The 20814-nt window shown below is 66.3% G+C and carries 18 protein-coding genes and 2 tRNA genes; 8 read left to right on the top strand and 12 right to left on the bottom strand.

The features are described 5' to 3' along the window. Positions 1–89: 89 nt before the first annotated feature. Both SH602x_RS23445 and SH602x_RS23440 read left to right on the top strand, forming a co-directional pair. A complete protein-coding gene (locus SH602x_RS23445; protein ID WP_479474578.1) occupies positions 90–1031 on the top strand; it encodes a helix-turn-helix domain-containing protein in 942 nt (313 codons plus the stop codon). 61 nt (positions 1032–1092) lie between these two features. Continuing rightward, positions 1093–1674, top strand: a complete 582-nt coding sequence (locus SH602x_RS23440) for a DUF417 family protein (RefSeq protein WP_479474577.1) — start codon at positions 1093–1095, stop codon at positions 1672–1674. Between the two features lie 6 nt (positions 1675–1680). On the opposite strand, the gene SH602x_RS23435 is transcribed toward SH602x_RS23440, so the two are convergent. From SH602x_RS23435 to SH602x_RS23425, 3 genes are all read right to left on the bottom strand, one after another. Then, positions 1681–2637 (bottom strand): AAA family ATPase, encoded by a 957-nt coding sequence (locus SH602x_RS23435; RefSeq protein ID WP_479474576.1) that lies wholly within the window; start codon positions 2635–2637, stop codon positions 1681–1683. Continuing rightward, entirely contained in the window at positions 2634–3203 is a 570-nt protein-coding gene (pnuC, locus tag SH602x_RS23430) for a nicotinamide riboside transporter PnuC (RefSeq protein WP_479474575.1), read from the bottom strand. Before pnuC ends, SH602x_RS23435 begins: the two co-directional genes overlap by 4 nt. A 105-nt stretch (positions 3204–3308) precedes the next feature. Further along, a tRNA-Thr gene (locus SH602x_RS23425) sits at positions 3309–3381 on the bottom strand. A gap of 233 nt (positions 3382–3614) precedes the next feature. Here SH602x_RS23425 and SH602x_RS23420 point away from each other — a divergent pair. Continuing rightward, positions 3615–5249: a beclin/Apg6 coiled-coil domain-containing protein gene (locus tag SH602x_RS23420; protein WP_479474574.1), complete on the top strand. Its 1635-nt coding sequence runs from the start codon at positions 3615–3617 to the stop codon at positions 5247–5249. A 70-nt stretch (positions 5250–5319) separates the two neighbouring features. Here the strand turns inward: SH602x_RS23420 and SH602x_RS23415 are convergent, their stop codons facing one another. Further along, positions 5320–5460, bottom strand: coding sequence for a hypothetical protein (locus SH602x_RS23415; RefSeq protein ID WP_479474573.1), 141 nt, complete (start codon positions 5458–5460; stop codon positions 5320–5322). 473 nt (positions 5461–5933) lie between these two features. On the opposite strand from SH602x_RS23415, the gene SH602x_RS23410 reads away from it, so the two are divergent. Both SH602x_RS23410 and SH602x_RS23405 read left to right on the top strand, forming a co-directional pair. Further along, positions 5934–6007 (top strand) — tRNA-Asp (locus SH602x_RS23410). Positions 6008–6142: 135 nt separating this feature from the next. Beyond that, the gene (locus SH602x_RS23405) at positions 6143–6553 is read left to right on the top strand and encodes a DUF6188 family protein (RefSeq protein WP_479474572.1); all 411 of its coding nucleotides are present in this window, start codon (positions 6143–6145) and stop codon (positions 6551–6553) included. A 20-nt stretch (positions 6554–6573) separates the two neighbouring features. On the opposite strand, the gene SH602x_RS23400 is transcribed toward SH602x_RS23405, so the two are convergent. Together SH602x_RS23400 and SH602x_RS23395 are read right to left on the bottom strand one after the other, a co-directional pair. Next, positions 6574–6699 carry a hypothetical protein gene (locus SH602x_RS23400; RefSeq protein ID WP_479474571.1) on the bottom strand — a complete coding sequence of 42 codons (126 nt, stop codon included), beginning with the start codon at positions 6697–6699 and terminating at the stop codon, positions 6574–6576. A gap of 64 nt (positions 6700–6763) precedes the next feature. Beyond that, entirely contained in the window at positions 6764–7396 is a 633-nt protein-coding gene (locus SH602x_RS23395) for a hypothetical protein (RefSeq protein ID WP_479474570.1), read from the bottom strand. A gap of 145 nt (positions 7397–7541) precedes the next feature. Here SH602x_RS23395 and SH602x_RS23390 point away from each other — a divergent pair, with 145 nt between their 5' ends. Then, entirely contained in the window at positions 7542–8324 is a 783-nt protein-coding gene (locus SH602x_RS23390; protein ID WP_479474569.1) for a hypothetical protein, read from the top strand. 220 nt (positions 8325–8544) lie between these two features. Next, positions 8545–8976 (top strand): acyl-CoA thioesterase, encoded by a 432-nt coding sequence (locus tag SH602x_RS23385; RefSeq protein WP_479474568.1) that lies wholly within the window; start codon positions 8545–8547, stop codon positions 8974–8976. Between the two features lie 275 nt (positions 8977–9251). Here SH602x_RS23385 and trmB read toward each other — a convergent pair whose 3' ends face one another. The 3 genes from trmB to SH602x_RS23370 all read right to left on the bottom strand — a co-directional run bounded on the left by trmB (position 9252) and on the right by SH602x_RS23370 (position 10807). Continuing rightward, positions 9252–10028 (bottom strand): tRNA (guanine(46)-N(7))-methyltransferase TrmB, encoded by a 777-nt coding sequence (gene trmB, locus SH602x_RS23380; protein WP_479474567.1) that lies wholly within the window; start codon positions 10026–10028, stop codon positions 9252–9254. 26 nt (positions 10029–10054) lie between these two features. Beyond that, positions 10055–10588 carry a 3-hydroxyacyl-ACP dehydratase FabZ family protein gene (locus SH602x_RS23375; RefSeq protein WP_479474566.1) on the bottom strand — a complete coding sequence of 178 codons (534 nt, stop codon included), beginning with the start codon at positions 10586–10588 and terminating at the stop codon, positions 10055–10057. A 120-nt stretch (positions 10589–10708) separates the two neighbouring features. Beyond that, a complete protein-coding gene (locus tag SH602x_RS23370) occupies positions 10709–10807 on the bottom strand; it encodes a 50S ribosomal protein bL37 (RefSeq protein WP_479470712.1) in 99 nt (32 codons plus the stop codon). Between the two features lie 528 nt (positions 10808–11335). On the opposite strand from SH602x_RS23370, the gene SH602x_RS23365 reads away from it, so the two are divergent. Then, the gene (locus tag SH602x_RS23365) at positions 11336–14443 is read left to right on the top strand and encodes a hypothetical protein (protein ID WP_479474565.1); all 3108 of its coding nucleotides are present in this window, start codon (positions 11336–11338) and stop codon (positions 14441–14443) included. A 268-nt stretch (positions 14444–14711) separates the two neighbouring features. Here SH602x_RS23365 and SH602x_RS23360 read toward each other — a convergent pair whose 3' ends face one another. The 3 genes from SH602x_RS23360 to SH602x_RS23350 all read right to left on the bottom strand — a co-directional run bounded on the left by SH602x_RS23360 (position 14712) and on the right by SH602x_RS23350 (position 20614). Beyond that, complete coding sequence (locus SH602x_RS23360; RefSeq protein ID WP_479474564.1) at positions 14712–15767, bottom strand: DUF1573 domain-containing protein; 1056 nt, start codon at positions 15765–15767, stop codon at positions 14712–14714. Between the two features lie 644 nt (positions 15768–16411). Further along, a complete protein-coding gene (locus tag SH602x_RS23355) occupies positions 16412–17338 on the bottom strand; it encodes a PP2C family protein-serine/threonine phosphatase (protein WP_479474563.1) in 927 nt (308 codons plus the stop codon). A gap of 231 nt (positions 17339–17569) precedes the next feature. Further along, positions 17570–20614, bottom strand: coding sequence for a PVC-type heme-binding CxxCH protein (locus tag SH602x_RS23350; protein WP_479474562.1), 3045 nt, complete (start codon positions 20612–20614; stop codon positions 17570–17572). Between the last annotated feature and the right edge of the window lie 200 nt (positions 20615–20814).

Genomic DNA, 20814 nt, shown 5'->3' with positions numbered 1-20814 from the left:
GCCGCCGAGAATCAGCCGGGGTCGCCGTCGGGCGATAGAATGGGCGACGTATCTTCTGGTTCCGTAAGCGGTAAGGATCGATGGAGGACTTGTCGCACGCGTTGTACGACCCGCGGAACGGCGACCTGGCGCTGAGCGTCGGCGACCTGGAGCTGGCGCCCGGACCGTTCGAGCCGTCGCGGACAAACCGCTTTTCCGTCTACTGGATCGCGGAGGGAGGCGGCGAATTCCACGCGGACAGCGCCCGTCATCGGTTCGGCCCCCGCTCGCTGCTCTTTTTCGTGCCGTACCAGTACGTCCGTCTGGTTCCCGACCCGACAGTGGAAGCAGCGCCCGTGCGGGGGGCAGTCTTGCAGTTTCACGCTAACTTTCTCTGCATCGAAACCTACCACGCCGAGATCGGCTGCAACGGCATCCTGTTCAACGATCCGTACGGCGTTCCGCTCGTCGAACTCGATGATCCGTCGGCAGCGGAGGCGGCGGATCTGATCGGTCGGATTCGACGGGAACTGGCGGAGGCGGGCGTCGCGCATGCGGAGGTCCTGCTCTCGTACCTGAAGGTGCTGCTCGTTCTGGCGACCCGGCTGAAGCTGCGGCAGGGGCAGGGCGAGTCGGGCGCCAGGTTGTTGCCGCCCGAACTGGAGCGGCTAGCCGAACTGGTCGAGGCGAACTACCGGTGCCTGCACAGCCCGGCGGATTACGCCGCGCTGCTGCACGTCACGCCCAGGGCCCTCGGCCGCCTGGTTCGCAAATGGCTGGGCAAGACGCCGAGCGATCTGATCCGCGATCGCATCCTCAAGCATGCGAAGTGGGAGTTGCTGCATACGCTGCGGCCCGTGAAGGAGATCGCGCGCGAACTGGGCTACGAAGACGAGCTCTACTTCAGCCGGCTGTTCAAGCGTGCGACCGGCTACTCGCCGACGTTCTTTCGCGAGTTCGAGACGGAAATCCGGGGCGGGGCCAATCTGTCCATGCCTTCGACCCCGCCGTCCATTCCGCCGCCCCCCGCCCGTCGGGAAGAATCCTTGTGAGGTCGTTTCTCGGTCGCGTCATGCGGGCGCGACGAGGACGACCGCGAACGAGGAGCGGGAAATGGACCTGATCACGCGGGCGTTTCAGGCGGCGGCGCGGGCCGACCGCATCGGACTGACGGTGACTCGCATCGGCCTGGTGGTCGTGCTGTTGTGGATCGGCGGCCTGAAGGCGTTTCCCTACGAAGCGGACGGCATCGTCCCGTTCGTCGCGAACAGCCCCTTCATGAGCTTCTTCTACGCCGAGTCCGAGGCCTACAAGAGTCACATGAACCCAGAGGGCGCGTTCGTCGCGGCCAACCGCGAATGGCACGAACAGAACGGCACCTACGTCTTCGCGTTCGGCCTCGGAACCGTGATCGTCCTGTACGGCCTGCTGATCGCCCTGAACCCCGTCCTGCCTCAGGCGGGCGCGGTGGGAAGCTTCCTGGTATTCACGATGTCGTTCGTGACGCTGTCGTTTCTGATCACGACGCCCGAGAGTTGGGTGCCCGATCTGGGCGATTCGGAGCACGGCTTCCCCTACCTGAGCGGCAGGGGGCGGCTGGTCGTGAAGGACGCCATCATGATGGGCGCCGCGCTCGTCACGATGGCCGATTCGGCGAAGACCTGGCTCCGCAAGCGCGAGGCGGCGACGGCCTGATCCGGCTTACTCTTGAAGAAGGGCTTCCACGGCCTCGCAGGCGATCGCCAGCCGTCGATCCCAGTCGCCCCGCACGACGACGAAAGGTCTGCCCGCCTCCGCGAGTTCCCGGCGGCAGGTCTCGAAGAACTCGGCTCTTCGATGCGGCAGGTAGCGCTGGCTGTCGTCGACCCAGGGGACGTCGACGTCGAGCAGCAGGTAGAGATCGTACTGCCGGCGCTGGGCCTCCTCCCGGATCCAGGCGGGGCAGTCGCCGAACAGCGTCCGGCTCCAGATCGTGGTCAGCAGAAGGTCCGTGTCGCAGAGCAGCACGCGGTTGGCGTAGCGGACGAGCGAGTCTTCCGCCGCCGCCTGACCCCGGGCGATGATCGGGATGTCTTCGTAATCGCAGACGCCCTGCTTGCGGTCGAGCCAGCCGCGCGCGAACTCGGCGACATGCACCGTCTCGAACCGCCGCGCGAGCGTCTCGGCGAGCGTCGATTTGCCCGTCGATTCGGGGCCGAAGAGGCAGACCCGTTTGGCGAAGTAGGGCCGCACGCACTCGGGCAGATAGCGCCAGTTTTCCAGCGGTCGCTGACGGATCGCCGTGCCGGAGATCGGGACCGACGCCCGTGCGACGTCGACGGGCACGAACGTCGCCTGAAGCTCCTCCGCCAGACGGTAGCCGTACGCTTCGGAGGCGAAAACGTAGTCGATCGGCTCGCCGACGGTGCGCTGGACCGTCTCCCGCCAGATCTCCCAGAAGCGGGGATGCTCGCTCGGCTCCTGCGGCAGGTCGTCGGCGACGTGATGCACGATCGCATCGGGGAAGAGCTCCCGCATCCACGCGTAACGCAGCTTGCCCGGGATCGGTTCGCGATGGAGCGTGCAGACCAGCACGTGCAGGCGTTCGCAGAACTCCCGACCGAAGCGGATCAGGCGCTGATGACCGGCATGCGGGGGAAGAAACTTCCCCAGGATCATGCCGGTTCCGCGACGGGCAGGGTGCGCTTCCACTCGAAGAAACCCCAGACGGCCAGGCAGAGAAAGATCGCGTAGAGACCGGTCGTCGGATAGAGCCCCTTCGCCAGATAGACGCCGATCGAAACGACGTCGACCACGATCCAGAACAGCCACGACTCCAGGCGCTTTCGTCCCAGCAGCCACTGCGCGACGAGACTGGCCGAGGTCGTGAACGCGTCCAGGAAGGGAAGCGAGGCGTCCGTGAAGGCCCGCATCGTTCCGCCCAGAGCCGCCGTCCCGACGAGGCAGACGGCGCCCCACGCGAGCATCTCGCGGGGAGAGGTGCGCGTGGCGGCAAGCGCCGAGCGGTTAGTCCCCCCGTAGACCCACGCGTACCAGCCGTAGACCTGCAGGACGATATAGACGCCCTGCAACAGCATGTCCGAATAGAGCCGCGCCTGGTAGAAGACGACCAGGTAGAGCGCCACCATGACGAGGCCCGTCGGCCAGCAGAGCACGTTCTGCCGGACGGTCAGCGCCACGCAGGCCAGACCGAATGCCGCCGCTGCGTACTCCAGCATCCACATGGTCAGGGTCCGAACGGCGTCGAACGCGACCCGGTTCGGAAGCGGGCGGACGTGAAAAGAAAAACGTCGTAAAGGCGCTGGGGCCCTTACGACGTTTCGAAAAAGAGCCGCCTCAGGGATTCGAACCCTGGACCCCGGCTTTACGAAAGCCGTGCTCTACCGCTGAAGCTAAGGCGGCGACGGTAGTCAGTTTCGACCCCGAAGACTCGAAACTGCAGTAGGAGAGGAAGTTTATCGGGGTCAGGTTCGGGCGTAAAGAGCCGTCGGCCCGTGCGATTCGCCTGTTCCGATCCGCCGGTCGCGCCGAGCGGCCGATTCGCCTTGCCCGGAACGATCGGAATCTCTATCGTCCGCCCCCGCAGTCTTTTCCTGCGGAAGCAGAGGTTTCCTGCGAGAGAGAAGCGGTCGGGAATGGCGGTTCGGAGTTCGTCGACGCCGGCACGATTCCAGGGGGCAGCGCTTGCGCTCGCCGCTCTCGGAATCCTGACGGGCGGGGGGTGCATCGCCTCCGGCCCGATGGCCAGCGGCACGTCCCTGAACGAACTCGCCTCGTCCCGGACCAAACGCCCCGTCGTCACCGCTTCCTACGGCGATCCGGCCTCGTCCGACGCTTCGCCGTCGAGCGCGGGCGACCCCTCCGTCAGCGGAAAACCGACTTCCTCGCCGGACGCCATCGCCGCGAATGAGCCGGGCGCCGCCGGGGCGGGGGAAGCCGCCAGGGCGAATGGCGCCGACTCTCCCGCAGACGAATCAGTCAGTGGCGATAAGTTCGCCGACGCGCTGGCCGACCTTCCGCCCAAAGAGGCGGCGGCGCTGCGGCAGATGCTTTCGGCGCTCCGCGAAGGTGACGCCGCACGACCCGGCGATTCGCCCCCCGCAAGCGATCGAGTTCCCTACATCGTCGCCGAGACCGCCGACTCGCCTCGGCCCGACCTGTCGGAACCTTCCCGTCGCGATCCGCGGCCGTTCGCGGCGGATCCCCGCGACTACGTGCCGCTCGGTCAAAACGTCGAATCGATGGCGACCGCGCGAGTCTCGCCGTTCGTCGCCGATTCTCTCCAGGCGTTCACGGCGCCCCCTCTCGCCGTCATCGAACCGTCCCCGCTCGCTCGCGCTTTCGAGGCGTCGACCTCCGTTCCTGCCGCCCGCCCGACGAATCTCGCACAGCAGAACCTGTCCGCGGGACCGGTCGCCCAGGCAGGGCCCGTCGCCCCGGCCGGCCCGATTGTCCAGGCAGGGGCCGTCTCGGAGATCGTCAGTTCCGGCAACTCGGACGCTACTTCGATCTCGATCGGTTCGAGCGTTTCCAAGCCCGATGCCCCGGCTCCCGACTGGCACGCCAAGCTGGCCGAGGCGACGCGGGCCCTTGCGGTCGCGATCGACAAGCCCGGCGCCTCCGAATCGGAACGCAAGGCCTTGGAGGCGAAACTCCGGCTGCTGCAGGCGATCGAGCATCGCTTCGCCGAGTCGCTCATCCCGATCGACGGCTCCCCCGAGGAACAGGCCTTCTGGAAGGAGTTGTGTGCCGCGCTGCAGGAACTGTTCGATCCGCAGGCGACGCCTTACGACGACAAGCGGGCGACGCTGGCGCTCCGCCGGCTCGACGAGGCGACGCGGCAGCTCTCCCGGGCGGCGGACCTGGACGTAGCTCGGCTCGCCTTCTGCACCGCCGTCGAACGCTTCGGCCAGTACGACGAGTTTCCGGAGTACGAATTCTCCGCCGATCAGGAAGCGCTGCTGTACGTCGAGGTCCGGCGTTTCGCGGCCGAGACGGTCGAGCGGCCCTATCCCGGCTACCGCACGGCTCTCGAAGGAAGCTACCGCATCGTCGAAGTCGGCGGCGGCAAGCGCTGGGCGGACCATATCTTCCCAGTCGCCGAGGAAGTCTCCCGCAGCCCGCGGAGCGATTTCTTCATCGCCTACCGCGTCTACCTGCCCAAGAATCTGCCGGCGGGGAAGTATCGCCTGGAGTTCAACCTGCACGATCAGGTCGGCGACAAGCACGGCTCCGGCTGGCTCGACTTCTCCGTGAAGTCCGGGCGCTGACGTTCCAGGCGAGCGGAGCGGCGTCAGCCCTCCGTGTTCTGCGCTTTCTCGAACGCCAGATTCGTTCGGCTTAGACGTACTTCGAGCCGCTCTTCATCAGCAGGATGCCGAGGATGAAGCAGCCGGCGAAGAGCAGCAGCCACTGCGTCCGGTCGAGCTTCCCGGTGAGGTCGATGATCTCGCCGCCCCAGGAGAAGATGTATTCGAGCATGGCGACGCTTCCGTCGTGAGAACGCTGACGCGGCTGATCGGTGCGTGAAATCGCCTTCGGTTCTGCGAACCGGGCGGCCGTCGGGAACCGCAGGCAATCGAGTCGGGCCTTTGCAACCTGCGACCCGAATCGACCGTTTCAAACGTAGGTCGTGCTTCGGCAGTGTGCGAACGGAGCCGTCCGAATCGGCGTTCCGGCGTCGCCGGGCCCTGTTTCTGCGGCTTTTCCTGTCCGCAGGCGCGAACGGCGCCGGTCGTGCGGCCCTCTGGTTCTGCGGAAGGAAGCCGACGCCGCCCGAATCCGGATCGCCCCAAGCGCCGGCTTCCGCCCGATTTTGCGGGGCTGGTCGCCTGCTTTTTGGGCGGTCGGCTGCCCCTTTTTACTCCGGGCGTATTGCAAGGCTTCCCGCGAGATTTATAATTCCACGTCTTGCTCGACCGGGCCTTCCGCGGAAGGCTATGGTTTCGACGTAAGGCGCCGTAGCTCAATTGGTTAGAGTCCCGGACTGTCGATCCGGTGGTTGCGGGTTCGAGTCCCGTCGGCGTCGCTCGCTTTTCACGACCTTTTCGCAGATGGCCAGCGGGGCAGCTTACCCGCTGGTCACTTTTTTTGCCACTTCACCCGCTCTGCATTGGTTGAGTCTACTCCCAGGCTCATTCCCTCGTCGAAGGCGAGCGACCGAATGCTTGCTGGCAAAACGCTGCTCTCGGTCGAACTCAAGGACTATTCGTGGTTCTTCGAGTTCTCGGACGGTGTTGTCGTCGCCACCGAATCCCAATGGCGGCTGATCCTTTCCAGCGGCATCGTCGTTACGTCCGAGGACCATGGTCACCCGTTTGGTCTTCCTCAACCTGTCGACGCGGCGGAACGGGTACAGTCTCGCCTAGTTGGTCAGACGGCTACGGCGGAAGCTATCGATCCGACAACGGGAGACCTCACGATCGAGTTCGGTAATGATGCTCGGTTGCAGTTCCTTCAGTTGTCCTGCGGCTACGAGTCATGGCGGCTCGACACCAACCGCAATATGACGGCGGTCTGCACCGGAGGCGGACGCGTCGAGTTCTTTCCGTCCGGTGAGGGTGGCGCAGGTTAACAAGGCAAAGGTCTGAGTATCTATCCGGCCTTCTTCGTAGTCTCCCAGATGCTTCGCGCCAGGGCGTGCGCATCGCCGGTGGCGTAGTATCGCATCGTCGTCAGGATGCTTTTGTGCCGCATCATCCGTTGCAGCACGGCGGGCATGACTACCTTCGCCCATCGCTCGCCGAACGACCGGCGGAATTCGTAAGCCGACGCGTGGGTCCGATCACGGCTCGCTGGAATCCGCACGCTCCAGCATGCCCTTCCAGACCCGATCGACCTCCGGGTCCACATACCCATAGCGGAAGGTCGTCGGCTCGTCGACGGCGCCGGCCATCGTCATAGCGCGGACGGTCCGACAGGCGCTCTGAAAGAAAGCGAGCGCCTCGGGCGTCGGTTCGTTCGTGACCGGCACGTCTCGATGCCTGGTCGCGCAAATATCGAACCAATCCTGCCAGACGATCGGCTTCGACTCCCCGTACTGCATCAGAACGACCATGGTCAGCAGGCGCTGGTCGGCGACCTCGATCTCGACGACGGCTTCGCCATGAACGTGCGACCCTGGCTGTTCGCCTTCTCGATCGATGGCGGCGATCTCATGCACTTTGACCTCGCACTCGCCGCCGAACCGATCCTGCATTGAAGCGTGGACCGCCTGCGGAGTGAGCAGTTCTTCGACCGTCGCGGTTTCTAACCAACCGTATCGTGTCGTCTCTTCGATCGGCGCCTCCGCCGCCTGCGCGTCTTCGTTCGCTTCGACCGGCGAAGTCGGCGACGAATCGTCCGCCGGACCGCAGCCCGACGTCGAGATGCTGAAGATGCTCAGCGCGAGAACGGCGAGCAGGCGAATTTCCGACATCGATTTCGCGGGTAGAACTTCGAGGCCCGATTCCCTACGGTCAAGCTTACCGGCGAAGCCCTCCGCGGGAGATACGATTTCTCCTGCGAGCTCCGAGCGAAGGACCGGCAGATTCGGACGCAGCGAGCATGTTGAGGACGACCTCGTGACCGACGAACCTTTCGCCGTGCTGCTGGCGACTGACGGGCGGGAGACGCTGCAAGGGGCGGCGCCGATCCTGGCGGCGGCGTTGGGGGAGCCGCATGCGGACGCCCTGCAACGGCTCGTGAAGAGCGGCGGCTTCGCGATCGAGCGGGCGGATCGTCGCTTCGCCGAGCATCTGGTCGAGCGATTGAAGGGGGGCGGCGTCGAGGCGTTCGTCGTGCGACAGGCGGAAGTCGTCGATCCGCCGGCGGCTCTGGAAGTCCGACAGGGGCGGGTCAAACCGGCGGGTTTCGTCTACCGCTCGGGCATCGAGGAACTGCTCGTCGCGTGGGAGAGCTGCGTCTGGATCGACCTGGTCGAGCGGCGGGTCGTCCACGAGATTCGCTACGACCCCTTCGGCGACCGGCATATGGAGCAGCAGGAGAACCCGCTGCCGAAGATCGAGGAGGAGCGACCGCTCGCGCTGGAGATCGTCGCCGCCGGTCCGCTGCGGCGACTGCGGATCCGCAACGATCGCTTCGCCTTCGCCGCGACGGGGCTGAAGATGCATACGAACAAGCGGCAGAACGCGATCGCGCTGGCCATCGCGATCGGCAGCCGGGCGAGCGACGTCGGCTCCCGGAGTGCAGGACCCGAACAGCCGGGCGCCGGAGTCGCCGAACTCGGTCCGGGTCTGGAGTGGCTGCGTACCGGCGCTCCTCCCCGGCCCGAACGTTTCGACGATCCGGAACGGTACGAACGATCGCTGCGTGCCCGGCTGACCAGGTTGCGATGCGAGGGGTAGACTGCTTTGGGCTAGCGGGGGATGGAAATCCCCCGAGTTCATCGTTCGGGACCGCAGGTTCCGACGAGCGATCATCGCCGTGCGTCACGGTCCGGTCGGACGTCGAATCGAGTCGCGACGCGGGTCTGCCCTCACGCACGTCCCGCTTCGCGAGCCGTGCTTACGGGCTCGGGGGACTTCCGTCCCCCGCTCGCCTGAGAAGGAACGAGGAACGGACGCCATGCCCTCTCCGCCTGACTCCGCGTTCGAGTGGCGCCTGTCGGTCACGCCGACCGATATCGACGGGCTGGGGCACGTCAACAACCTGCGGTACCTCGCCTGGATGATCGACGCGGCGGTCGCCCATTCGACGCAGCTCGGCTGGTCGTCGAAGCGCTATCGCGAAGAGGGCCGCGTCTGGGTCGTGCGGTCGCACCGGATCGAGTACCGCCGGCCCGCGATGCTGGGGGACGACGTCGTGGTCGAAACCTGGATCGACTCGATGGAGCGAGTCAGTTCGCTCCGCCGGTATCGCATCCTCCGCGCGACCGACCGGGCCCTGCTGGCCGACGCGGAGACCAACTGGGTCTACTTCGACCTCGCCGCCTCGCGACCGCTTCGCATTCCCGAAGAGATGCGGATCGCCTTCGGGCAGAGGGCGGAGGAGGAGTGAAGCGCTCCTGATGCAGGTCGCTATTCTGTAGGTCAGGCATCGCCTGACGGCTACTTCGAATCGGTTAGCGGCGTGTAGCGTACGGCTCGAGTAACGGACGTAGTCTCAGGGGCTGTCGCGAGCGTGTCATCGTCAGGCAATGCCTGGCTGACTGATCTTTCTGTCGGTACCCGATACGCAAGATCTCTGCCCGCACCGTACATGCCCACCCTGCTTCGCGATGTGGGCATGGCACACAGCCTCACGGCTCCTGTCGTGGTCAGGCAATGCCTGACCTACGAAAGCTCGTCAGCTTCGGCGTCGTCCGCTTCCGCTCGTTCGTTCTTCGCATGCTGCCAAGCCTCTTTGTCGAAGCGTTCTTCTTCGAAATCGTAGTCGCGACCGACGAACCAGGCGGGGGAGAAGGGTTCGCTCGAACGAAGAAAGCGGGAGCGGAAGATGGGCTTGTCGTGCTGCGTCATCCGACGCTCGAAGTGCGTGCGGTAATCGAACTCGTGCGCAGGGACGGCCGCTTCGACGGGGAGCGGCCCTTCAAGCTGCGGGAAGAGCTTGAGCAGTTCCAGCGAGACGCGGAAGTACTCTTCGACGTCGGACCAGAAGTGCAGCGATCCGCCCGGCACGAGCGTGCGGACGACGTCCTCCAGAAAGGGGCCGTTCATCACGCGGCGCTTGGCGTGACGCTTCTTCCACCACGGGTCGGGGAAGTAGACGTGCACGGCCTGGCAGCAGGCGGTCGGCAGGAACTCCCGAAAGAAGCGCAGGCCGTCGCCCGAGATCATCACGGCGCTTTCGGCGCCGTCGCGGGCCAGCCGGTAAGCCGAGTAGCGCGAGTACTTGTCCGCCAGTTCCAGCCCGATGAAGCGCCTGTCGGGCGAGGCCTTCGACGCGGCCTGCAGGAACAGGCCCTTGCCGGTGCCGAGTTCGACTTCCAGCGGGCCTTCGCTCGCGAAGAAGTCGGCCATCCGGAAGGGCGGCTCGAGCTTGCGAAGGTCGCGGTAATGGCGGGAGAGGTCGATCAGCGGATCGACCTTCGGAAGCGAACGACGACCCACGCGGCGTCTCTCCTCGGAGGCGACCGTTAGGTACGCGACGCGGTGCGCGAGGCGATGAGATCCTTGACCGCGCCGACGGGCAGGGCGATCCCCTTCAGTTCGCCCTCGACGACGACGTTCTCGCCGACGACGCCCTGGAAGTTGGCCGTGACGATGCGACCGGGGCGGAGCTTGGTCAGGGCGCAGATCACGATCAGGCGGTCGCCGATCAGGACCGGGTCGCGGAAGCGGACGTTTTCCAGACCGCCGAAGCCGACCATCTCGGCCTGGAGCAGGTCGTGCTTCTGCACGAAGAAGCTGCAGATCTGGGCGCAGGCTTCGAGCTGGACCACGCCCGGCATGAGGGGCATGCCCGGCATGTGGCCGCGGATCCAGAATTCGTTAGGCGTGACGTCCTTGTAGCCGACGCAGACCTTGGCCACGGGATCGCTATGGACGATCGCCGTGACCTGCTCCATCTCGTGGCGCTGGGGGTTATACCTGCGGATTTCCTCGATATCCGCGATGACGCGGTTGAAGTCGATCTTCGTGAGATCGGTGAGGAAGTCTTTCTGCGGCACGAAAAGCGTCTCCGAGGAGCGGCGTCGCCGGCGGTGCCGACGTCCTGGTCCAGCAGAACCGTCGCAAGCCGCTGCGAACAGCCGTTACGGCGTTTCGCAGCAGCCTTCAGGGTTCGGCGATCAGGTCTTGATGTGCTTGCGCTTCGCCTTGCGGGCCTTGGCGCTGGCGGGACGGGCGCCGTGATTCGCCTTCTTCAGCTTGCGATGGGGCTTAGCCATGTGCGGAAAATCCTGTCGTGAACGAACGGGCGACTTCCAGGCGGCGAGACCGCGGGATGCGGCCCCGATTTCAGAAGTCGGCGAACGGAACCGTCCCGGCGGACGGAGTTTGTCGCGAAAACGGCGTCGGGAGCCTGTCAGCCGAGAGAAGATCGGCGCTTCGGGCGAGAACGACGACGGGAATCCATGAGAATACCCGTGCCGCCCGCGTTCGAAAAGGCCGTTCGGGTTTCCCTCCGTTCTCGGAGCGCTTCATCGCCCGTCGCGTTGAAAACACGGAGGGCTGACACCTTCGCTCGCCGGAAGAAGTAACGAGTCGCCGTACCTCCGAACGCCGAACGCGGAAACTCGTCTTGAGCGGGGAGGGCCGCTCGCTTCCAATGACGCCGGACGATTCTCGCGCGTCGCGATCGTCTTGCCCTGTTTCGCCAGGCTGCCCGAACGAGCCGCGGAAGGAATCCGCGTCGTTCGTCGTTTCCGACTGGCGATTCGTACGGCGGATGCGACGCGCGGCCTGGGACGACAAGGATGTCCCTCCCCACCGGCAATCCCTCGTGGATCGAGCGGGGCTGGTCGCTCTGGATCCACGGGATCCTGCGGCTGCCGCGAACGGTCCTGCTATGCGTCGGCCTCCTCACGGCGGCGGGGGGAGCGTACGTCCTGAGCGGACACCCGGCCTGTGCGCCGATCGCCGAATTTCTCGGCCTGCCGACGCTCGTCGCCGCACGTCCTCAGGAGCCGGCGTTCGAACGGGAGATCGTGCTCCGGGCGCAGCTTCGCGAGGGATACGACCCGGCGGAACTGGCTGACGCGACGAGCGAGGCCGTACGCCTGCTTGCGGCAGAAGGCGAATTATTCTCCGACGTCGAGGTTCGCTTCGCGACTCCGTCGCATGCCGCCCGTGCGAACGCTCGCGACGCCGGGGAAGCGGAAACCGTTCTGCCGTCGGCAGAGCAGGGCGTTTCGGCCGAAGCGATCCGCCGGGCGGAGGATCGCATCCGGTTCTGGCAGGCGCTCCCTCTGCAAGCTGACGGAACCGTCTCGCCTGCCGAACTCTGGCGGACGCTCGCGCAGCAGGGCGAGGTTTCGCCGATGCATGCGCTCGAAGCGGACGGATTGCTCTACGCCGCAGCGCAGCGCGTGTCGCGAAGCGACGACGCCGGGGAGGCGGACGCTCTCGCACGACTGGCCGAGACGTTCGATACGTTCTGGTCGCTCTCGGCGGCGATCGCTCCCGAGGCGAGCGAGGCCCGGGTCTTCGCGCGGCTGACGCCCGCGGCGGCCAAGATCGCGAGCGAGCAGCGACTCGCGCACGCAAAGCTTTCCGAAGGCCTGGACGCCGTTCGCCTGCGCTGGCCGAGCGTCGCCTGGACGCCCTCCGGTCCCGGGTACGGGCGGATCGTGGAAGCGACGCGCCCCAGCGGACCGACGTGGTGGGATCTGGTCACGCTGCTGGGGGCCGCGGCGCTGGCCGCTTCGGCGGCGGGCGATCTGCGACGCTTCGCCGTGGCGGCGGTCGCCGCGCTGGCGGCGGGCTGGGGCGCGTATGCACTATCGTGGACCGCGGATTTCGAAGGGCTGGTCTCTCCCGCCTCGCTCAGCCTGGCCCTTACCGTCTGGACGGCGCTCGTCGCGACGCTGCTCCTGAGCGCGCTGGCGTCGGCGCTGGACGTCGAATCGTCGCCGCAGCGGGCGCTGGTCGCCGCGCTCGCGAGCGCCGGGACGGCGGCGCTGGTTCCGCTGTTCGTCGTGACGATCGTCTACGGAATCGCGGCGACCGGCGATGCCCCGGGAGCGCGAGCCCTCTTCCGCGTCGTCGCCGGATGGTCCCTCCTTTCGGGAGCGCTCTGGCTGGCGTTCTTTCCCGCCTGTTTGTGGAGCGTGCGACGCTTCGGCGCTTGGGGCAGACTCGGTCACGCCCATTCCCGCAGCGTTCGCGGCGCCAGTCCCGGCGTGGCGTCGTCTGTCGCGGCGTTGACCTTCGCCGGGACGCTTTTTCTGGCGTGGGGCGCGATTCATCTGCGAACCGGGACGGAAATCTCCGACGCCGCCGGCGCCTCGGAGAACGTGCGAGCCGGGATCGCCGACCGGCGCTTCGCGCTCTACGTCGCTTCGTCGGTCGATGAACTACGTCTCGCCCGGTCGCGTTTCGCGGCGCTCGACGCGGTCGACGCCACGGCGGCAGGAAGCGACGGTCGCGTCGAAGGCTCCTCCGTCGACGACGCCCGGTTGAGGCGGATCGAAATGGCGGCCCTTTCGCTCCCTTCCGCGACGACGCTGACGGCGACGCCCGACTGGGCCGCGTTCATGGGCGAACTGCGCAATGAAACGACGGGCGAAGGTTCGGCCGCCTCGACGTCGGAGCGCCGGCGACTGGCTGAGGCGGCGCTCGTGCGCACGGCGCGGATGCGTCCTGCCGACGTCGATCGGGCGCTCGGTCGCTGCTTCGAGGCCTGGCTGATTCGCAGAGACCGCGAAGTCGCGGCGCTCGCGTCGTTCGGCGGGCAAGCGAGTTCCGGCGGAAGCGACTCGCGCGCCGGAGTCGCCGGCGTCAGAGAGGCCGACCGCTTCGCCGCCTCGAACGGATCGCCCCTGCTCTGGATCTTTCCCAAACCGGGCGTCGAAGCGACGAAATTCGTGGCCGCGCTTCGCAGCGTCGGCGCCGACGTCGGGGGACCGGCCGTCACCGCCGCGAATCGTTCGGACCAGCGCCGCCGGTTCGCCCTGCAGACGACCGTCTTCGCTCTCGGCGTCGCGGCGGCCGGACTGATGATCGCGCTGGGCAGCGTGCGCGACGTGACCGCCGTCCTGTGGGCGGGCGGGTGTTCGCTGGCGCAGACGCTCGGCATCGCCGGGTGGCTCGGCATTCCGTGGCATGAGGAGTGGCTCGCGACGGCGCCCCTCGCAGCCGGGGCGTGGCTGGCGACCGCTCTCGTACATCGCTTGAGCGCGACTCGGGGGGGAGGCGATCTCTGGACCGGCGCCCCCTTCGCGACGCTCGCGGCTTCGGTCGCGGCCATGGCGGTCGCGCTTCGCTGGATCGGCGTCGGCGACGACGCGAACGCGGCGGCAGCGTCGTTTTGGGCCATCGCCCTCGCCGCCGGATGGTGGAACGGCTGGGCCTACTGCTCCCGCGGCGCCGGGGCGGAGCGTCACGAACAGGAACTGTCGGAGGAGGACGAACTCGCCCGGGAACGCGAACTGTTCCTGCAGGAGGCGCCGACGCACGCCATCGCGCGACCGGCACGCCTGCGCGCGGCGGCCGTCGCGAATGTACTCCCGGTTGAGGATCGCGATTCCCGGCTGATCGAATCGCGCTCGTTCGCCGACTGGGACGAGCCCACGGCGCCGCTGGAGTTCGCGCTGCACGACGGCGAACTGACGCCCGCGCTGCAGGCGCTCTTCGACGAACCGTCCGATCCGATCGCGGTCGATCGCCAGGTCGCCGCGGAGAGCGCCGTCAGCCGCGTCGCTACTTCCGCGCGACCGATGAAACGCCGCGATGCGGAGGGCGAGGAAGAGCGTCGCGTGCCGACGCCCCGTCGCGAGCGGCCCGCCCCGGCGACTCCTCGTCGACGGGCCCTCAGCCGGGAAGAACCGCTGCCCGAAGCTTCATCCAGCGACGGCTGGAGCTAAGCGTTTTGCATCGCCGTTTAGCGTCTAGAACGCTCCCGTGTGCCTTGGCTGGCTTGTCCAGCCGTGCCGAATCTGGCAAAGGGCTATCACGGCTGGGCAAGCCAGCCATGGCACACGGAATCAAGGCGCTTCATCTCGATAAGACTTGCGCCAGCCGGCTGCGAGAGAAGCGTTTTACGTCTGCACCCTTCGACGAGGATCCGTTCCACGAAAAAAGGGGACAGACGATTTCGCCTGCCCCCTGCGAGGTTCGTGTCAGCGGCTTGCGTCAGTCGTTGATCGGCGTCGTAACGACGGGCGAATCGAGGGCGACGGCGGGAGCGGTCTTCTCCGCTTCGAAGATGGTAGCCGAGAGATCGAAGGTCGCTTCGGCGCCGTTTTCGGTGCGGATCACGACCCGCTCGAGCACCTTGCCTGCCGCGTCGGAGCCGGTCATCGTCACGGGGATGACGTGAAGCTGGGCCAGCTTCTGCGGATCGAACTTGAACGCGACGTTCTGGTCGCCGCAGACGATCTGCGCGATGCGGATCGGGGCCTTGCTCTTCACGACCAGGTTCTTGGTCGATGCTTCGCCCGGTCGCAGGTCGCCCAGGTGCAGCGATTGCGGGCTGACCGTCAGCGACGGCTGCACGCGGCCCGTCACCACGATCGGCACGTTCGTCAGCGCCGGGTCGTTCGTGACGATCGTAAGCTGATTCTGCAGGTAGCCCGCGGGAGCGGTCTCCTTCAGGTTGACGCCCAGGCGATAGGTGACTTTGCCGTTCTGACGGTTCTCGTCCAGGATCTGGACCGAGAGGAAGTTGCTGACGCTCCGGACGTCCTGAATCTTCCAGTTCGCCTTGCCGAAGCTGACGACTTCGATCTGCTTGTTGGTCGCCACGCCCTGGTCGACGGTTCCGAATTCGACCTCGCCCGGGTTGAAGACCAGGTCGCTGCGGATCGACCCGTCGACTCGCAACTGGACCTCCGCGTAGAAGGGCCGGTCGAAGGTGACGGTGATCGTGGCTCCGCGCCGGCCGGTGAAGCGGTCGGTATTGAACTGAGCCCGGATGACGCCCTTGTCCCAGGTCTTCACGTCGCGATCGACGATGGTCGCCGTCGTGCAGCCGCAACTGGTGCGGACCGACGCGACATGCACGTCTTCGACGTACTTATTGGTGAAGACGAAGTCATAGGTCGTCTTGGCGTCCTTCGCGACGACGCCGAATTCGTGCTTCGTCTCCTCGAACATCTTGCGGGCCCAGTCCTGACCCTGAGCCTCGTTCGAGAAGCAAAGGAGGGTCGCGACGACGGAGAGGGCGGCGAAGGCGCTGGCGTTACGCATGAAGAACATCCTGACCGGGCGACGAACGACCTTCCGCTCGGTCGAAGACGTCGCGGTATGGGGGGCGAGCGGAAAGCCTGCTCGCCTGGTGAATCTATGCGTGCGGAAATAGCAACTGCGAGGCCAATCGGGCAACCTTACGCTGCCGAAGGGCGATTCGGATGCGTCGGACGTTCTACGTCCGCGATCGGGGCGGCGTTCGCCGGCGCGGGAGAAGTGGGCGCGTCCAACAGGCGAACGCGCCTACGACTCGGCTTCCGTGCGTCTGCGCGACCGGGCGTCCCACAGCGGGCCAGCGACGGTGCGCTTGTTCAGGCGGAGAGCCGAGGATCTCTCGCGGGCCGACGTTTCGCAGTCGATCGCTGACGCTGAATTCGAGCGAATCGCGTCACGTCCTGAACGAAACCTTCTGGCGGCGTAACTTCCGTGTCTATAAGCATTCTAGGATCGATCGCGAGCCGCCGCAAATACGGAACGACCCCGACCAGGCGGCGCTCACGAAGACTTTCAGGCGAGCGGAGGGCGTGAGCCCTCCGTGATTTCCTATTCATCGAGTGATTTAGACACGGAGGGCTCACACCCTCCGCTCGCCGGAGCGACGCACTCGTTCGCCGAATGATCGTGTATCGACCGCCCTGCGCTCGCTAATCGAGCGAGACGGTGTCGGCGGAACCCGACCGGTCCAGATCGTCGAGCGCGCTCAATTCGCGTTCGCCCGTATCCGAAAGGTCGAGCGCGCCTTCATGCACGAACCTCGAAACGGCGACGGTGACGTTATCGGTTCCGCCCCCTTCGATCGCCTGGGCGAGCAAACGCTCGCATGCGGACTGCGCGGTGTCGGTCGCGAGCAGCGTCGCGGCAATGGCGTCGTCGGTCACGTGCTTGGTCAGGCCGTCCGAGCACAGGAGCAGCGCGTCGTAATGGCGAAGGTCGATCCGTCGGAACTCCGGCGCCGGGGCCTCCAACTGGCCGCTGATGACGTTCCAGAGCGTATGGGCCCAGGCCGAACTCCGGGCCTGCTCGGGCGACATGGCCCCCTCGTCGATGAACTGCTGAGCGAAGGTGTGGTCCTTCGTGAGCTGCGTCAGCTTGTCCCCTTCCAGGGCGTAGCACCGCGAATCGCCCACATGCATGACGAACGCCCGCGGCCAGACCATGAACACCACAGTCAGCGTCGTCCCCATGCCCGATCGTTCGGGATGGCGGCGTTCGCTCCGGGCCAGCCGGCTGCGGCAGCGATCCAGCACCTGCTCGGCGTCGTCGGCGAGCGTCCGCTCGGCAGAGTCGCCCTCGTGCGGGAACCACGGGATCAGCGACTGCATGGCGAGCGTCGCGGTCTCTACGACCAGCTGGCTGGCGAGTTCCCCGGCGGCATGACCTCCCATACCGTCGGCGACCATCAGCATCCAGCCCGACTCGACGCTGTTGGCCAGGCGCGGACGCAGCGGCTCGGCGAGCGACGAAAACTTCACGTCCATCGTCTTTCGCAGTTCCGAGATCAGGAACTGGTCCTGATTGTTCGGGCGGCGAAGGCCGGGGTGCGTCAGTCCGAAGCAGTCGATATCGATCATCGCGGGTACGCGAAGGGGGACTCTGACCAAGTAAACGTCGATCGTTCTTCGCTTCTTAGGCGAGCGGGGGGTGTGAACCCCTCGAGTCCGGTTCGCGATCCTTCGGTCGCGAACGCGCATGCTTTGAAGCTCGATCTTCGTTGCGCTCGATCGACGAACTCGGGGGATTCGAATCCCCCGCTCGCCTCTCGATTGCAGCGGTACGCTTCCGGCGTTTCTCAACTCAGACGACTAACGCGTTCTCGCAGGATCGTCGACGGCGTCGGGAAGCGGAGCAGGTCCGTCTCCCTGAAAGTAAGCCGTCAGGTCGCGGATCTGCGAATCGTCGAGCTTCTCGAACAGGTTCTCGGGCATCAGCGAAAGCGTCGTCAGTTTCCGCTCCTCAATCGAGGCGGTCGGAACGACGACCTCTTCGTTCGCGGTGCGGATGCGGACGGCTTCCTTCGTTTCGCTCGACACGACGCCTGAAATCGTACGGCCGTCGTCAAGCACGAACAGCGTCATGCGATAGGGATTGGGAACGACCGCGCTGGGATCGACGACGTTCTCCAGCAGGTAAGAAAGCTGCTTCCGGTTGGAGCCGGTCAGATCGGGACCGACCGCCTCGCCCTCGCCCCAGAGCTTGTGACAGGTCGCGCAGCGCTGCTTGAAAAGCTCTCTGCCGACGGAACGGTTCCCCTCCGCGATCGTCTCGGGCGCGAGGCGTTCGCTCCACGCTTTCATCGCGGCCTCCTTCTCTTCGGAAGAGGCGGAGACGCGGCCCCAGAGCTTTTCCAGACGTTCGACCAGCGAGGCGTCGCCCAGCGAAGCGATCTGCCGGGCCTGCGATGCGGAAAGGGCTTCGGCGGGGATGCGACCTCCCTCGATCGCGTCGAGCGCCTGCTTCGCGTAGGACGCCCGCGAGACGAGCGTATCGAGCAGGACGACGCGATCGGCTTCAGCCGTGCGACCCCAGACGCCGAGGATCCTGCCCGGCGCGTCGGGCCGTTCGTAGCGGGCCAGCGCCTTCACCGCTTCGAGCGAGGTCATGCGGTCGTTGATCAGGTTGGGAAGCATGTCGGAAAGTTCGGGAGCGTTCGTTTCCGCGAGCAGCTTGAGCGCTTCCCGGCGAGCCTGGCCGTCGGCCTTGCCGTCGGCGACGATCTTCAGCAGTTCGGCCTTCGCCCGACCGTCGCCGAAGAGGACGGCGAGGTCCTTGAGCGCCGCTCGTTCTTCGGCGCTGGCGTCCTTTTCGATCTTCGCGGCGAGCGCCTCCCAGCCGGCAGGCTTCGGCGCGGAGGCCCAGCCTTCCAGACCCGCCGCGATGCCGATCAGCGCCGCCTCGCGATCCGGCCCGCTGGTCTTGGTCAGCAGGGTGACGAGCGCCTTGCCCGGTTCTTCGCCTTCGCGGAGTTCGTTCGCCAGGCGTCGCGCGAGGAAGCTGCGAAGTTTGGCCGACGGCGTGCGAAGCGCCAGTTCGCCCGCGAGCTTCGGCTCTTCGGCGACAGACGATTCGATCGCGTACCAGACGAGCAGCGTCAGGTCGTGATTCGTCTCGTCGTCCGGCGAGTCGGATAGCTTCGCGGCCAGATCGAGTTGGGTCGCAGGGTCGAGATGTTGGACCATCGCGGTGAGATACTTGCGAACGAAGAGCGACTTCTCCTCGCTCGCGCGCTCGACGATTGCTGTCGCGAAGGGCCAGTCGCCGCCGGCACGGTGGTTCTCTTCCAGCAGACGCAGGCCCCAGATTCGCAGCGATTCGTTGTCCGCGGCCAGACATCGGACGACCAAGTCTTGCGGCACTCCGCCCGTCACTTGCAACGCCCACAGCGCCCGCAGCTTCGTCTCGACGCGATCGGACTCGGCGAACAGCCGCTTCAGTTCGCTACGGGCTTCGCCGATCGACGGGTCGTGTTCCTCCGCGCGGCGATGCAGCACGACGCGGGCCATGCGGACGTTCCACTCGTTGGCGTCGCCCGTCATGGCGACCAGTTCGTCGGTCGGGAGCTTCGCCAAGTCGATCTTCCGCGCGGGAGGCGCTTCGCCGTAGGCGACCTTGTAGACGCGGCCGCTGGTGCGATGGACGCCGTCGTCGTCGTGGCACTCGCCGAGGTCGGTCCAGTCGCTGACGAGGATGTTGCCGTCAGCGTCCTGCACGATCGAGATGCCGCGGAACCAGGGCTGGTTGGCGAAGAAGAAGTCGTCGTCATGTTCGCCGACGTAACCCGCGGGCGTCCTGACCAGCTTGTCGACGTTGATCCGCCTGCCGTGCGTGTTGCACATGAACATGCTGCCGCGGTACTTCGCCGGGAAGCGGTCGCCGAGATAGATCATCCCGCCGCAGTGCGAATGGCCGCCGCCCAGCTTGTCGGTCGACCCTTCGACGAGACGCGAACTGGTCCAGTCGCCCTTCGACTGATCCCAGTGGTAGTGGTCCGCCGTCTGGTCGATCAGCTCGTACAGGTGGCCGCGGAGGTGCTCTCCGTACATCCGCTTGTAGTAGGCGCCCGGCACGACGTGCCAGAGATGGCCGATGACGTTGTTGGTGAAGAAGAACTCGCCCCGGTCGTCGTAGTCGAGGCCCCAGGGATTGGTCGTCCCTTCGGCGACGACGTCGAACTCCTTTCGCTCCGGGTGGTATCGCCAGATGCAGCAGTTGAGCTGCGTCCGCTCTTCGGAGGGCGTCCCCGGCGCGCCGACCGACGACGTCGCCTGGATGCCGTGTCGCCCGTAGATCCAGCCGTCAGGGCCGAACATCAGGCCGCTGACGATGTTGTGGCCGACGTGTTCCTTCTCGAACCCGTCAAGCAGCACGATCGGCTCGGCGTCGGGCACGTCGTCGCGATTCGAGTCGGGCAGAAACTTCAGGCAGCCGTCGTCGAGGATCCAGGCGCCATGCACGTCGGGCAGCACGCTGGTGAGCTTCGATCCGCGATCCCAGAAGACGGTCCGGACGTCGTGCTGACCGTCGTTGTCGGTGTCGTCCAGGATCACGATCCGGTCGCGGAACTCCGTCTGCCACCGCGGTCGGGCGTAGACGTAACACTCCGCCACCCACAGGCGATTCCGCACGTCCAGGTTCATGCCGATCGGCTGGGCCACGTCCGGCTCGCCCGCGAACAGCGTCGCGGTGAAACCCTCGGGCACCGTGATCCTGGCCGCCGCCTCGGCAGGCGTCGGCGGTTCTTCGCCCGGCTTCTGCGAGTTGACGAGCTTCGGAAAGTCGTCGGACGTCGCGGGAGGTTCTTCCGCGAACGCGCTGACGGAAAGAAGCGAGAAGGGCAGCGCGAGAGCCATCGCTCGCGAAGCTCGAATCGGAAACGTTCTCATAAGACGCGGAGAGGCGCGAGAGGACGAGTAGCGGGTAGCCGATCGGCATCGAGCGATCGGCAGCCCACCTGCGGCATCGCGCGGTCGCGGAGATCGCGCGGGCGCCGTGGGATCATGATAACTCGCCGCGACGGGACCGGCGTTCGCCAGACCCCGCGGAGGGCGGG

Source organism: Lignipirellula cremea (assembly GCF_056501455.1).
The sequence above is the reverse complement of the archived record's forward strand: the minus strand, read 5'-3'. Positions and strand labels throughout refer to the sequence as shown.